Origin of the sequence: Arthrobacter sp. G.S.26 (assembly GCF_050847375.1) — a bacterium.
Lineage (GTDB): Bacteria > Actinomycetota > Actinomycetes > Actinomycetales > Micrococcaceae > Arthrobacter.
The window spans coordinates 1,734,844-1,747,703 of the sequence record NZ_CP193752.1; the positions used below are offsets into that span (position 1 = coordinate 1,734,844).

The 12,860-nt window shown below is 69.2% G+C and carries 10 protein-coding genes; 3 read left to right on the forward strand and 7 right to left on the reverse strand.

Annotated features, from left to right (window positions below):
- The first annotated feature begins 194 nt into the window (after positions 1–194).
- The 3 genes from ACRB8A_RS07840 to ACRB8A_RS07850 are packed head-to-tail and all read left to right on the forward strand — an operon-like array spanning position 195 to position 3,762.
- Positions 195–1,013 (forward strand): hypothetical protein, encoded by an 819-nt coding sequence (locus tag ACRB8A_RS07840; protein ID WP_056599763.1) that lies wholly within the window; start codon positions 195–197, stop codon positions 1,011–1,013.
- Between the two features lie 50 nt (positions 1,014–1,063).
- On the forward strand, positions 1,064–1,807 hold the full coding sequence (locus ACRB8A_RS07845; protein WP_050684047.1) for an energy-coupling factor transporter transmembrane component T: 744 nt from the start codon (positions 1,064–1,066) through the stop codon (positions 1,805–1,807).
- A gap of 2 nt (positions 1,808–1,809) precedes the next feature.
- Positions 1,810–3,762, forward strand: coding sequence for an ABC transporter ATP-binding protein (locus ACRB8A_RS07850; RefSeq protein ID WP_432245923.1), 1,953 nt, complete (start codon positions 1,810–1,812; stop codon positions 3,760–3,762).
- A 115-nt stretch (positions 3,763–3,877) separates the two neighbouring features.
- Here ACRB8A_RS07850 and ACRB8A_RS07855 read toward each other — a convergent pair whose 3' ends face one another.
- From ACRB8A_RS07855 to ACRB8A_RS07885, 7 genes are all read right to left on the reverse strand, one after another.
- Entirely contained in the window at positions 3,878–6,049 is a 2,172-nt protein-coding gene (locus ACRB8A_RS07855) for a 3-hydroxyacyl-CoA dehydrogenase NAD-binding domain-containing protein (protein ID WP_432245924.1), read from the reverse strand.
- A complete protein-coding gene (locus tag ACRB8A_RS07860; protein ID WP_432245925.1) occupies positions 6,046–7,326 on the reverse strand; it encodes a thiolase family protein in 1,281 nt (426 codons plus the stop codon). Before ACRB8A_RS07860 ends, ACRB8A_RS07855 begins: the two co-directional genes overlap by 4 nt.
- A 119-nt stretch (positions 7,327–7,445) precedes the next feature.
- Positions 7,446–8,777: an HRDC domain-containing protein gene (locus ACRB8A_RS07865; RefSeq protein ID WP_056599757.1), complete on the reverse strand. Its 1,332-nt coding sequence runs from the start codon at positions 8,775–8,777 to the stop codon at positions 7,446–7,448.
- Between the two features lie 58 nt (positions 8,778–8,835).
- Positions 8,836–9,486 (reverse strand): DUF3000 domain-containing protein, encoded by a 651-nt coding sequence (locus ACRB8A_RS07870; RefSeq protein ID WP_056599754.1) that lies wholly within the window; start codon positions 9,484–9,486, stop codon positions 8,836–8,838.
- A gap of 57 nt (positions 9,487–9,543) precedes the next feature.
- Positions 9,544–10,635 carry a threonine aldolase family protein gene (locus tag ACRB8A_RS07875; RefSeq protein WP_056599751.1) on the reverse strand — a complete coding sequence of 364 codons (1,092 nt, stop codon included), beginning with the start codon at positions 10,633–10,635 and terminating at the stop codon, positions 9,544–9,546.
- A gap of 84 nt (positions 10,636–10,719) precedes the next feature.
- Complete coding sequence (locus ACRB8A_RS07880) at positions 10,720–11,445, reverse strand: SDR family oxidoreductase (RefSeq protein WP_056599749.1); 726 nt, start codon at positions 11,443–11,445, stop codon at positions 10,720–10,722.
- Positions 11,442–12,809, reverse strand: a complete 1,368-nt coding sequence (locus tag ACRB8A_RS07885) for a DUF6421 family protein (RefSeq protein WP_432245926.1) — start codon at positions 12,807–12,809, stop codon at positions 11,442–11,444. The genes ACRB8A_RS07880 and ACRB8A_RS07885 overlap by 4 nt, the downstream gene beginning before the upstream one ends.
- Positions 12,810–12,860 lie beyond the last annotated feature (51 nt).

The following is a 12,860-nucleotide window of genomic DNA, read 5'->3' on the forward strand; positions in this document are numbered from 1 at the left end:
AATGGGGTCCGGGTCCGCCCGGCCTTCCTCCGGCAGTTTATGGCAGGACGGCGCAGCATGCCGCGCCCGGCCCGTAGAATGGTGGGCGGCCCGCCGGACGCATTGTCCGCAGGCCGCTGCCGAGGTGACATAGGCGGCGTTCCGCGCGGCCCGGCAATTCCGGTCCCCGTGCCCGCACCCCTGAAGGAAACCCCATGTCATCGCCCTCCCTGACATTGCCCGCAGCCGGCCCCGGCGCAGCCCGGAAGCGCAGGCTGCTGGAGGCCGCCGGTGCCCTGGCCATCGCCGGAACCTACATCTACCTGGTGCTGAACCAGCCCGCTGACATCACCGGCGGCCCCGGCAGTGCCCCGGCCCTCATCGCCCTCTCCGGGTTCCTGGTGGGCGCGGTCCTGCTGATCGCCGCAGTCCTGCCCACCCTGCCGGCATCCACCGTGGCCCTGATCCCGGTGGCGCTGGTGCTGAACATCGTGCTGGGCCAGTTTGTGGGCAGCACCCTGGTCCCGTTCTACCTTGACGCGGTGGGAACCGTGCTGATCGCCGTCCTGGCAGGCCCGGCCGCCGGTGCCGCCACGGGCGCCCTCAGCAGCATCATCTGGTCCCTCTTTAATCCCACGGTGCTTCCGTTTGCTGCCGGCGCCGCCCTGATCGGCGCCCTGGCAGGCCTGGCCGCCCGGCACGGCTTCTTCCGCCGCTTCTACCTCGCCCCCGTGGCGGGTTTTGTGACGGGCATCATCGGCGGCGTGGTCTCGGCGCCGGTGGCCGCATTTGTCTTCGGCGGTACCTCCGGCGTCGCCACCGGTGCGATTGTGGGTGCGTTCCGCGCGATGGGCGACACACTTCTGGCGGCCATCACCAAGCAGGCCCTGATCTCGGACCCCATGGACAAGGCCATCGTTTTCACCGTGGTGGCGGTTCTGGTCTACGCATTGCCCCGCCGGGCCCGGATGCAATTCCCTTTCCTGCGCAAGCACCGCGTCCTGGCCGGCGACACCACGGATCGGGCTGCCTGAGCAGCAGGCCCGTGATCCACCGAACCCCCGAACACCGGTAGCTGAGGCCAGTGCGCCTACACCCGTTGACCTTGCTTGCCGCTGCCGGCAGCACAGCAGTTATGACGACGGCGGCAGCCAGCCTGCCGCTGTCCCTCACCGTTGCTGTCGTGGCGGTTGGCATTTCGGCCGTCAGCGGTTCGGCCCGCCGGCTGCTGCCCACCGCCGTGGCCATCCTGGTGCCGTTGGGGTTTTCGCTGCTGCTGGTCCATGGGCTTTCCTTTCCCGGCGGGCTGACCGTGCTGGCGCAGTGGGGTCCTGTCCGCGTGACCGCTGAAGGGCTGGCGTTTGCTGGCGGGCGGGGAGTGCAGCTTTCGGCAGTGGTGCTGGTCCTCCTGCTGTTTTCGTTCAGCGTCAGCGTGCCGGACCTGGTGGCCGCGCTGTCCGCCCGCGGTGTGCGGGGCCGGTTCGCCTTTGTCCTGGCTTCCACTCTTACGCTGTTGCCTGCCATCGCCGCACGCGTGGACCACATCCGGCAGGCCCAGGAAGCGCGCGGCCTGGTGATCCGGCGCGGGCCGGTGGCCCGGCTGGCAGCCTTCCGGCAGCAGGTAGTGCCCCTGGTGCTGTCCCTGGTGGAAGATGCCGGCACCCGTGCCGCAGCGCTTGAGGCCCGGGGCTTTGGTGCGCCGGGACCACGCACCAGCTACCGGGAAGTGCCCGACTCTGCCGCTCAGCGGCTGCTGCGTCCCGCCCTGGTCCTTGCGGCCGCCGCTGCTGTGGCATGGCGGCTGTGGCCCGGAAGCGGGGGAGCGTAGCCATGGCTGAACCACAACGGCTCGGTGCCGCCGGGCAAAAACCCCGGGACGGGACGCCCGCCACAGCAGGTGCTGCAGGTGCCGGGCAGGAACCGGAGGCCAGGACGCCCGCCACAGCAGGTGCACCTGCAGCTGCAGGTGCCGGGCATGTCCTGGCAGCCAGCATCCGCAACTTCACCTACCCCGACCATACGGCAGCTGCCCTGCAGGACATTGATCTAGCAGTAGAGCCTGGCTCGCTGACAGCGATACTGGGCGCCTCGGGCAGCGGAAAATCGACCCTGGGCAGGCTCCTGGCCGGCTGGCTGCTGCCCGGAAGCGGGGGAACACTGCAGGGCCACCTCGAGGTTTCCGGGACGCGGATCGCGTTTGGCGGGACCGCCGCGGACCCCCGCATCGATCCCGCCGCCTGGGGACGCCAGGTGGGCTTCGTTCCCCAGGACGCGGCAGCCATCCTGTCCACTGTCCGGGCCACCGTGGCCGAGGAGCTGGCGTTCGGGCTCGAAAACCAGGGCACGGCGCCAGCGGCCATGCGCGAAGCCGTGACCCGGACTGCTGGCCTGCTGGGACTCTCCGCACTCCTGGACCGCCGCCCTGACCGGCTTTCCGGGGGTCAGCTCCGGCGCCTGGCGATCGGCTGCGCCGTCATCACCGGCCCGCCATTGGTGCTGATGGATGAGCCGTACGCTTCGCTGGATGCTGCTGGCTCGGCGGGTCTGGCTGACTTTGTGCGCAACCTGAACAAGGCCGGAACTGCCGTGGTGATCCTGGGCCAGGCCATCGACCCGCCGCTCCTTGACGCGGACTCCTGGCTGATCCTCGACCGAGGCACCGTGGTAACCAGCGGGACACCTGAAGGGCTGATGTCCGCGCCCGCCCTGCTGCCGGCGGGCATCCGCCGCGCGGCAGGTCGTCAGGGCACCGGCGGGGTCGCCGCCGGAACGTCGGTTGCGCGGGCAGGTCACCCAGCGGCCGGCGGATCCTTCGCCGCAACTCCGGTGCCGGCCGCCCCGGGCGTCCGGAACCTGCAAGCACCACGTCTGCAGGGCAAGTGCGCACCGGCACTGCAGCTGACGGGCGTCACCTTTGGGTTCGACGCACCCGCAACCGACGCGCCCGCAACCGCAGCGCGGGCAACGGCAGGACGGCGTTGGCGCAGCCGTTGGCGCCGGGCGCCGGCGGAACCGACACTGGAAGACCCCACAACAACAAAACAGACACCAGCAGAACCGGCAACAACAGACCCAGCTCTGGAAACAACCCGGAACGCAGCCGTTGACGCTGGCGTGCAACCAGCCTGGGGGTCCATCCTGCGGGACCTTTTCCTTGAGGTGCACCCGGGCGAGATTGTTGCCATCACGGGGCCCAACGGCGTCGGGAAATCGACCCTGCTGCGGATGTTTAACGGACTCCAGCGACCTGTGACCGGCAAGGTGCTGGTGAACGGCGCAGATATTGCCGGCGTCCCGGTGGGCCGCACGGCCGCTCACGTGGGGCTGCTCTTCCAGCACCCGCGCGACCAGCTGTTTGAACGGTCATTGCTGCGCGAGGTGCAGTTCGGCCTGGACCACCTGGACCGCCTGGACCGCCTGAGCCCCCTGGGCCGCATCGACGCCGCCCGGGACGGCCAGGCTCCAGGCGGCGACCGGGCACTGGCTGCCCTGGCCCAGGTGGGCCTGGCGGATTCAACAGGGGAGCACCCCGCCGAACTGCCCGGCTCCCACCAGCGGCTCCTGGCCCTGGCCACAGTCCTGGCGCGCAGGCCAGCCGTCCTGGCGCTGGACGAGCCCACCGTCGGGCTGGACGGCAACGGGCTGGCGGTCCTGGACGCCGCGGTGAGGTCGGCCGCGGAGGCGGGCGCCGCCGTCGTGCTGGTCACCCACGATGTGGAGTACGCCCGGACGGCGGCGCACCGCATTCTCCGGTTGACGGGCGGCAGCCTGGTTCCGGGCTAAGCCGGCACCGGAAACGCGGCCCGGCACCGGAAACCCGGCCGGCACCGAATCCCGGCCGGCACCGGAAACCCGGCCGGCACCGGAAACCCAGCCAGCACCGGAAACCCGGCCCGGATCAGGCGTCCGCGCCCACCGCGACGCTGGACGCCACACCGGCCGGCAGGAACCGCTTGCCGTTGACCCGCTCGGAAGCCCCCACCCGGTCGAGGTACGGCGTGATGCCGCCCAGGAACATGGGCCAGCCCGCGCCAAGGATCATGCAGAGGTCGATGTCCTCCGGCCCGGCCACCACGCCTTCGGCGAGCATCAGGCCGATCTCCTCCGCCAGGGCGTCCTGGGTGCGGCGCAGCACCTGGTCCGCCGTGGACGGCTGGGTCCCGAAGGACATGAGGGCGAGCGTCGACGCGGGGATCTGCCGGGTGCCGTCCACGTCTTCCCAGAGGCCCTTGACGCCGCTGTCGATAAGTTTCTGCAGGTTGGAAGAGACCGGGAAGCGGCTGCCAAATGCCGCGTTCAGGGATTCCTGGACGTGCTGCGCCACCGGCAGGCCCACCATGGCCAGCAGGGTGAAGGGCGACATGGGCAGGCCCATGGGCCGCAGCGCGGTGTCGGCGGTTTCAGCCGGCGTGCCTTCGTCCAACGCGGCGGTGACCTCGCCCATCAGGCGCAGCAGGATGCGGTTGACCACAAACGCCGCCGCATCCTTGACCAGCACACCCGTCTTCCGCAGGCCCTTGGCGAGTTCGAAGGCCGTGGCCAGGACCGCGTCGTCGGTCCGCGGGGCCCGGACAATTTCAAGCAGCGGCATGACAGCCACCGGATTGAAGAAGTGGAACCCCACCAGGCGCTCGGGATGCTGCAGGTCCGCCGCCATGGCTGTGACGGACAGCGACGAGGTGTTGGTGGCCAGGATGCACTCGTCCGACACGATGCCTTCGAGCTCGGCAAAGACCTGCTTTTTGACGTTCAGTTCTTCGAAGACCGCTTCGATGACAAAGTCGGCGTCGGCAAACGCGGCCTTGGACACGGATCCTGTCACGAGCGCTTTGGTCCGGTTGGCGGCGTCCTGGCTGATTCGCTTCTTCGCCAGCAGCTTGTCCACTTCGGCGTGTACATAGCCCACGCCCTTGTCCACCCGGGCCTGGTCAATGTCCGTCAGGACCACCGGAACCTTGAGCTGCCGGGCAAAGAGCAGGGCCAGTTGGCCGGCCATCAGGCCCGCGCCCACCACCCCCACTTTCGTGACGGGCCGGGCCAGCTTGCGGTCGGGGGCGCCTGCTGGACGCTTGGACCGCTTCTGGACCAGGTCCAGGAAGGCGTAGACGGTGGAGCGGAATTCGTCGGTCTGCATCAGGTCGGCCAGGGTTTCGCATTCCAGTGCCGCGGACTCGGCCTGCGTCATGGTGCGGTTGGCCGCCATCACGTCCAGGACCTTGCCCGGCGCGGGCGCGGCGTTGGATGTTTTGGCTTCCACCAGCTGCCGGCCCGCCGCCACCGCGGCGTCCCAGCGTCCGGCGGTGGCAGGATCGGCGGGGTCGACGGCGTCGGGACGCTCCGGCACCACGTCACCGGAGATCACGCGCGCTGCCCACGCCAGGGACTGCTCCACAAAATCGGCGGGTTCGAACAGGGCGTCAGCGATGCCCAGCCCGAAGGCCTGCTGGCCGGTCAGGGTCCGGTTGTTGCTGAGCGGGTTTTCGATCATGACCTTGACGGCGTTTTCGGGGCCGATCAGGCGGGGCAGGATGTAGACGCCGCCCCAGCCGGGCACCAGGCCGATAAAGGCCTCCGGCAAGGCCAGGGCGCCGGCGCCAGTGGAAACGGTGCGGTAAGTGGACTGCAGCGCCACCTCCAGCCCGCCGCCCAGGGCAGCGCCGTTGATGAACGCAAAACTGGGCACCCCCAGGTTGGCTAGGGTGGAGTAGACATCGTGCCCCAGCTGGGCCATCCACAGGCCATGTTCGCGCTGCTCCAGCGACTTCACGGCGGAAAGATCGGCGCCTGCCACCAGGTAGTGGGGCTTTCCGGTCACGCCGACGCCGACGATCTCACCGCGGGCCGCCCGGTCCCGGAGGGCCTCCAGGGCCTGTCCCAGTTCAATGAGGGTATTGGGCCCCAGCGTGGTGGGCTTTGTATGGTCCAGACCGTTGTCCAGCGTGATCAGGGCGAACGTTCCGCCGCCCGGCTTACCGCCCGCAGCTGGGAGCTCGATGTCCTGGACGTAGGAGTGGGTAATGGTCTCGTCGGGGAAGAGGGCTGCCAGTTCCCGGTAATCGGTGGCGCTCATGCGGTGGCTCCTTCGGCGGCGGTTGCGGTTGCGGCGGCGGTGGGTGCGGCGCCGCTGTAGTCGGGGTGGTGCGGGTTTTCCCAGATCACGGTGGCGCCCATGCCCAGGCCCACGCACATGGTGGTGATGCCGTACCGGACTGAAGGGTCGGCCTCGAACTGGTGTGCCAGCTGGGTCATCAGCCGCACCCCGGAGGATGCCAGCGGGTGCCCTACGGCAATGGCACCGCCGTAGCGGTTGACCCGGGGGTCGTCGTCGGCAATGCCGAAGTGGTCCAGGAAGCTCAGGACCTGGACCGCGAAAGCCTCGTTGATCTCGAACAGACCAATGTCGGAGATGTCCAGCCCGGCGTTGCGGAGGGCCTTTTTGGTGGCGGGGACGGGCCCGATGCCCATAACCTCAGGCTCGACGCCGGCATACGCGAAGCTGACCATCCGCATCTTCACGGGCAGGCCAAGTTCGGCGGCGGCTTCCGACGACGCCAGCAGTGCGGCCGTGGCACCGTCGTTCAGGCCCGCTGCGTTGCCGGCCGTGACCCGGCCGTGGGCGCGGAACGGGGTGCGAAGCGCTGCAAGGTCGGCCAGGGTGGTGCCGGGGCGGGGCGGCTCGTCCACGCTGTTGACCGTCCAGCCCTGGCCCGGCTTCTTGGTGGCCACCGGAACCAGGTCCGGCTGGATGTTGCCTGCACCGTAGGCGGCGGCCAGTTTCTCCTGTGAAGCGACGGCGTAAGCATCGGTCCGCTGCTTGGTGATGGCGGGAAAACGGTCGTACAGGTTTTCTGCGGTGTTACCCATGTTCAGGGCTGCCGGGTCCACCAGCCGTTCGGACATAAAACGCGGGTTGGGGTCCGCCCCGGCACCCATGGGATGGTTGCCCATGTGCTCCACGCCGCCGGCGATGACAACGTCGTAAGCGCCGAACCCGATGCCGCCGGCGGTGGCCGTGACGGCGGTCATGGCCCCGGCGCACATCCTGTCGATGGCGAAACCGGGAACGGTACGCGGGAGCCCCGCCAGGAGTGCGGCGGTGCGGCCCAGGGTGAGTCCCTGGTCGCCGGTCTGGGTGGTGGCGGCAATGGCCACCTCGTCGATCCGCTCTGCCGGCAGTGACGGGTTCCGGCGCATCAGTTCGCGGATGCATTTGACGATCAGGTCATCGGCGCGGGTTCCGGCGTAGATCCCCTTCTCTCCCGCCCGGCCAAAGGGGGTGCGGACGCCGTCGACAAAAACGACGTCGCGGACGGTGCGCTGGGCTGCGCCGCTTCCGTGGTGGCTCACGTATTACTCCTCATCGAGACGGTGCGCCGGCCGCGTGCCGGAGTGCGGCAGTGCCAGGCGTCGGTACACTCGATGTTACTCGTGAGTAACTTAGGCCGCAAGGGCCCTGAGGCAGGCGGCTACTGTCCCGCAGCCACGGCCTGCCGCGGTTCCTTGGGGGGAAGCGGCTGCGGGTGGAGGAACGCCTCGGTGATCAACGGCGCCGTCAGGTCAACCTGCCACTGGCGGGCACCCAGGGCCAGCAGACCGGCTGCGACGCCCTCCGCCGTGATCTCGGCCGGCGGCCGCCAGGACACCCGGCGGAGGGTGTCCGGGGTCAAAAGGTTTTCCAGCGGCAGGTTCAGCTTCTCCGCCAGCTCCTGCAGGGCCGGGCGGGCCGTGGCCAGCCGGGCTGCGGCCTCGGGATCCCTGTCGGCCCAGACGCGCGGCGGCGGCGGGGCGTTGGTGGGCAGGTGCAGCGGCGGCAGGTCCTCCATGGCGCGGGCGGTGGCGATGCAGCGCAGCCACCGCGGTGCTTCACGCTGGGCAGCGCGGCCGTGGAAGCCCTTGGTGCCCAGGAGCTGCGGGACGGTGGTGGGCATGGCCTTGGCTGCCGCCACCAGGGACGAATCGGGGATAAGCCGGCCCGGGGCGACGTCGCGCTTTTGGGCCAGCGAGTCGCGTTCCAGCCAAAGTTCGCGGACAGCGGCCAGCTGGCGCCGGTCCCGGATCTGGTGCAGGCCGGAGGTTTTCCGCCAAGGGTCAACCCGGGGCGGCGCCACACCCCCTGCCAGGATTGCGGCAAACTCCTGCTCGGCGTAGTCCAGTTTGCCGTCGGCTGCCAGCAGTTCGATCAGTTCCTCGCGGAGCTCGGCGAGGACCTCCACGTCCAGGGCCGCGTACCGCAGCCAGGGCTCGGGGAGGGGGCGGGTGGACCAGTCCGCTGCGGAGTGCTCCTTGGCGAGGCCGAAGCCCAGCAGCTGCTCAATCACGGCGGCCAGGCCAACGCGGGGGAGCCCGGCGATGCGGGCGGCGAGTTCGGTGTCGAAGAGCCGGTCCGGCCACATGCCCAGCTCTGACAGGCAGGGCAGGTCCTGGCTGGCGGCGTGCAGGATCCATTCGACGCCGGAGAGGGCGTCGTTGATGATGTCCAGGTTGTCGAACGGCTCGGGGTCGATCAGCCAGGTGCCGGTGCCTTCGCGCCGGATCTGGACCAGGAAGGCGCGCTGGCCGTAGCGGAACCCTGACGCCCGTTCGGCGTCGACCCCTGCAGGCCCCGTGCCGGCGGCGATGGCCGCGGCGCACCGTTCCAGTCCGGCGGCCGTTTCGATGACCAGCGGGACCCCCTCGCGGGGGGTGTCGAGCTCGATGACTTCGGGGATGGGGCTTTCGAAGCCCTCCACCGTGATGTGGGGTGCGGTCTCAGCAGCCGGGTCGCCGGCCGTGGTGTTTTCCGGAATGTTTGGGGTCATGATGCTTCCAGTTTACCGGGCGGCCCGGTTGGGGACTGTCGGGGGACGGTTCGGCATCCTAGTTCCGGCGCCGGTGGGGCAGGGCGGTGACGCCGTCCGGCAGTGGCGGCAGGCCAGCGAACGTGCAGACCATGTCAGACCAGGCCTCAAGGTGCGCTGTCACATCGGCGGTGGCAGGCGTCCAGGATGCGCGGAGTTCGATGTCGATGGTGCCGGGCCGTTCGGAGAGGGTGCCGAAACTTTCGGACAGGACGCGGGTGGCGGTGCCGCCGGCTGCCCGGTAGTCGGCCTTGTGGTTTTCCAGCGCTTCCACCAGCCAGGTCCAGGCAACCGTGCCCAGCATCTCGTCGTTGCCCATCTCGGCTTCCAGCTCTGCCCTGATGTAGGTCACGATGCGGAATTCGCCGTCCCACACGGCCGAGCCGTCGGGGTCGTGCAGGAGGATGAAGCGGCCGGTGGCAAGTTCCGTATCGTCATCGCCAGCGGAACCCGCCGCGGCCGCGAGGGCCATTGCGGCGGGTCCGTGCAGGGCGGTGGCGGCTGTGCCGGCGCCGTGGGCCATGACCTCCGCGCCCAGCGCCACGGCAAAGGGCGCCAGGCGGGCCGGGGCCGGAATCTCGGCCAGGCGCAGTTCCTTGCGGCACTGGGCTTTCCTGAGGGTTCCCAACGCCCGGAGGAAGTCCGGGGGAACCTGGTCAAGTGCGTTCACCTTCGCAGAGTACGCAACGGTGCAGGTGAGCGCCGGAAGGCTCGCCGTTGGCAGCGCTTAGCTGCCCTGGCGGTAGTCCCGAAGTTCATGACGGATCGCGGCGGCAAACGCATCGATGTCCTCCTCGGTGGTGTCGAATGAACACATCCACCGCACTTCCCGTGCAGCCTCATTCCAGTCGTAAAAGCGGAACGAGGCACGCAGGCGGTCAGCCACGCCCTCCGGGAGGACGGCGAAGACACCGTTGGATTCGGTTTTCTGCGTGGGCAGCACCCCGTCGATGCTGTCGACTGCGGCGCGCAGCCTGGTGGCCATGGCATTGGCGTGCGACGCGCTGCGCAGCCACAGGCCGTCCTCGAGCAGCGCGATGAACTGGGCGGACATAAACCGCATTTTCGAAGCCAGCTGCATGTTCATTTTCCGCAGGTACACCAGGCCTGAGGCCGCCTCCGGGTTCAGGGCCACCACCACCTCGCCGAACAACAGGCCGTTTTTGGTGCCGCCGAAGGAGAGGATGTCCACGCCCGCGTCCCTGGTGAAGGCCCGCAGCGGAACCTGGAGGTGGGCTGCGGCGTTGGCCAGCCGGGCGCCGTCCATGTGCAGCTTCATGCCCTTGGCGTGGGCGTGTTCGGCGATGGCCGCCACTTCCTCCGGGGTGTAGCAGGTCCCCAGCTCGGTGGTCTGCGTGATGGAGACGGCCAGCGGCTGGGCCCGGTGTTCATCGCCCCAGCCCCAAGCCTCGCGGTCGATCAGTTCCGGTGTCAGCTTGCCGTCAGGCGTGGGGACGTGCAGGAGCTTGATCCCGCCGATGCGTTCCGGCGCGCCGTTCTCGTCCATGTTGATGTGGGCGGTGGACGCGCAGACGACGGCGCCCCAGCGCGGCAGCAGCGACTGCAGCGCCAGCACGTTGGCGCCGGTTCCGTTGAAGACCGGGAAAGATTCGATGCCTGCGCCGAAGTGTTCGGCCAGCAGGTCCTGCAGCCGGGCGGTGTAGTCGTCCTCGCCGTAGGAGACCTGGTGGCCTTCGTTGGCGGCCGCCAGCGCAGCCAGGACTTCCGGGTGGACGCCGGAATAGTTATCGGATGCGAAGCCGCGGATGTCCGGGTTGTGGAGGCGCGCGGCGGTGGCGGATTCGGCTGTGGTTGTCAAAGGTTTGCTCACACTTTCAGTTTAGGGACAGCCGCAGGCGCCGCGGTGCGGGTCCGCGGCTGCGGGTTGCGCGGCTGCCGGAGGTCAGGGGGCCAGGACCAGCCGGGTGCCATTAAGCTGGTCCGCCGGGGTGGTAAAGAGATTAACGACGGCGGCACCCAGGTCCGCGACGTCGGTGGCGCCGGGAAAGGTCCGGTCGGGATGGCTGCTGCGCAGTTGGTCGTCCACCAGGGCCTTGACCACCAGGACGACGGCGGCCGCGTGCAGTTCGTCCCCCGGGCCGGCATCCCGCCGGAACCCGTCTGCCATGGCCATGGTCCAGGCCTCGGCCGCCGCCTTCGCTGCCACGTAGCTGGCGGTTGCCGCCGTGGGGCGGGTCACCGCGGTAGAGGACACCATGGCGAACCTGCCGGCCGAAGACTTAGCGAGGTCGTCGTAAAACACCCGGGAGACGTTGCGGAGCGTGGTGATGGCGCCGCGCGCCAGGAAGTCCCAGTCCTCGTCCGTCTGGTCCGCGATGCCTTTGGCACCCCGCCAGCCGCCCACCAGGTGGATCACGGCGTCCACCGGCCCGGCGGCCGCCGTGACGTCCGCGCGGAGCTGCCGGACGTCGTCGGGCACTGAAAGGTCGCAGGTGAAGGCGGTGACGCCGGTACCCGCCTGCCGGGCGGCGTCGGCGATCCGGTCCGGATCGGAACCAACGGTGCACACCCGGTGCCCGGCGGCGTGCAGGGCCCGGGCGACTGCTACGCCGGAGGGGCCGCTGCCGCCGGTGACCAGGACGGTTGCCGGCGTGGACCCAAGGCTCACAGCGGCGACCCGCCCGTGAGCCCCGCGGTGGATTCAATGACGGGACGCATCTTCTTCTCCAATGCTTCGTAGAACATGGACAGCGGGAATTCATCGTCAAGGACCTGGTCGGTCAGGCCCCGCGGCGGACCGTCCAGCGGCAGGGCGTCCGGGCCCTTGGCCCAGGCCGATGCCGGGTGGGGCGTGAGGGTGCCGGCCACCAACTGGTAGGCGGCAAGCCAGTGCGCGGTTTTGGGCCGGTCGATGGAGCGCCAGTACAGGTCGTCGATGGTGGTCCCAAGGGCGATCACGGCGTCCGCGACGTTGTCCCAGTCGATGCTGAGGCGGGTGTCCGTCCAATGCAGCACGTGCCGCTGGTGCAGCCAGGCGAAGAGGAGCTGGCCGCCCAGGCCGTCGTAGTTGCGGACCCGGCTGCCGGTGATGGCGAACCGGAAGATCCTGTCGAAGATGATGGCGTACTGCACCAGCCTGGCGTGCCGGCGGGCTTCCGGATCGGCATTTTCGTCCTTGTCGATGCGGACCGACTCGCGGAACGCCGTGAGGTCGCAGCGGAGTTCCTCCAGCGAGTACAGGAAAAACGGCATCCGCTGTTTGATCATGAACGGGTCGAAGGGCAGGTCGCCGCGCATGTGGGTGCGGTCGTGGATAAGGTCCCACATCACGAAGGTGGCCTCCGTGAGGTCCTGGTCCGCGAGCAGTTCCGCGGCACCCGCCGGAAGTTCCAGGCCCGTGATGCCTGCGGCGGCTTTAAGGACCCGGCGGAACCGCACTGCCTCGCGGTCGGCGAAAATGGCGCCCCACGTGAACGTGGGAGTGGTGCTGACGGCAACCGTTTCGGGGAACAGGACCGCGGAGTTGGTGTCGTAGCCTGCGGTGAAGTCCACAAAACGGATGGGGACAAACAGCTTGTTGGAGTAGTCCCCGGCTTCCAGCGCGGCGATGAATACGGGCCAGATCACTTCAAGGAGGACTGCTTCGACCAAGCGGCTGCTGCTGCCGTTCTGGGTGTACATCGGGAAGATGACCAGGTGCTGCAGGCCGTTCACGCGCTGCTCCTGTGGCTGGAAGGCCAGCAGGGATGCCAGGAAGTCAGGCACGGCGAAGCCGGCCGCAGCCCAGCCGTCGAAATCGGTGCACACGGCGGCCAGATACCGGGCATCGTGCGGGAAGGCCGGGGCCAGGGCGCCGATCGCGGCAATGATGTCCTCGACGTGTGCTGCCGCTGCGGGATGGTCCGCCGGATCCGGGACTGAACCGTCCTGTGCCTGCAGGGCCTGCAGGGTGCCGGCCGCCGCCTTGAGTGCGGTCCAGTCCGGGTTGTCGGCGGAGATCCCGGCGATGGCGGTGGTGATGGTTTCAGTCATCGGAGGCTGCCTTCCTGATTGCTTTAGGTCTGCAAAAAGCGTAGCAAGCAA

What these genes read in the sequence shown, in the direction of transcription:
- ACRB8A_RS07840 (WP_056599763.1), top strand. Translation starts at nt 195, where the DNA reads ATGTCATCGCCCTCCCTGACATTGCCCGCAGCCGGCCCCGGCGCAGCC.
- ACRB8A_RS07850 (WP_432245923.1), top strand. Translation starts at nt 1,810, where the DNA reads ATGGCTGAACCACAACGGCTCGGTGCCGCCGGGCAAAAACCCCGGGAC.
- ACRB8A_RS07855 (WP_432245924.1), bottom strand. Translation starts at nt 6,049, where the DNA reads ATGAGCGCCACCGATTACCGGGAACTGGCAGCCCTCTTCCCCGACGAG.
- ACRB8A_RS07865 (WP_056599757.1), bottom strand. Translation starts at nt 8,777, where the DNA reads ATGACCCCAAACATTCCGGAAAACACCACGGCCGGCGACCCGGCTGCT.
- ACRB8A_RS07885 (WP_432245926.1), bottom strand. Translation starts at nt 12,809, where the DNA reads ATGACTGAAACCATCACCACCGCCATCGCCGGGATCTCCGCCGACAAC.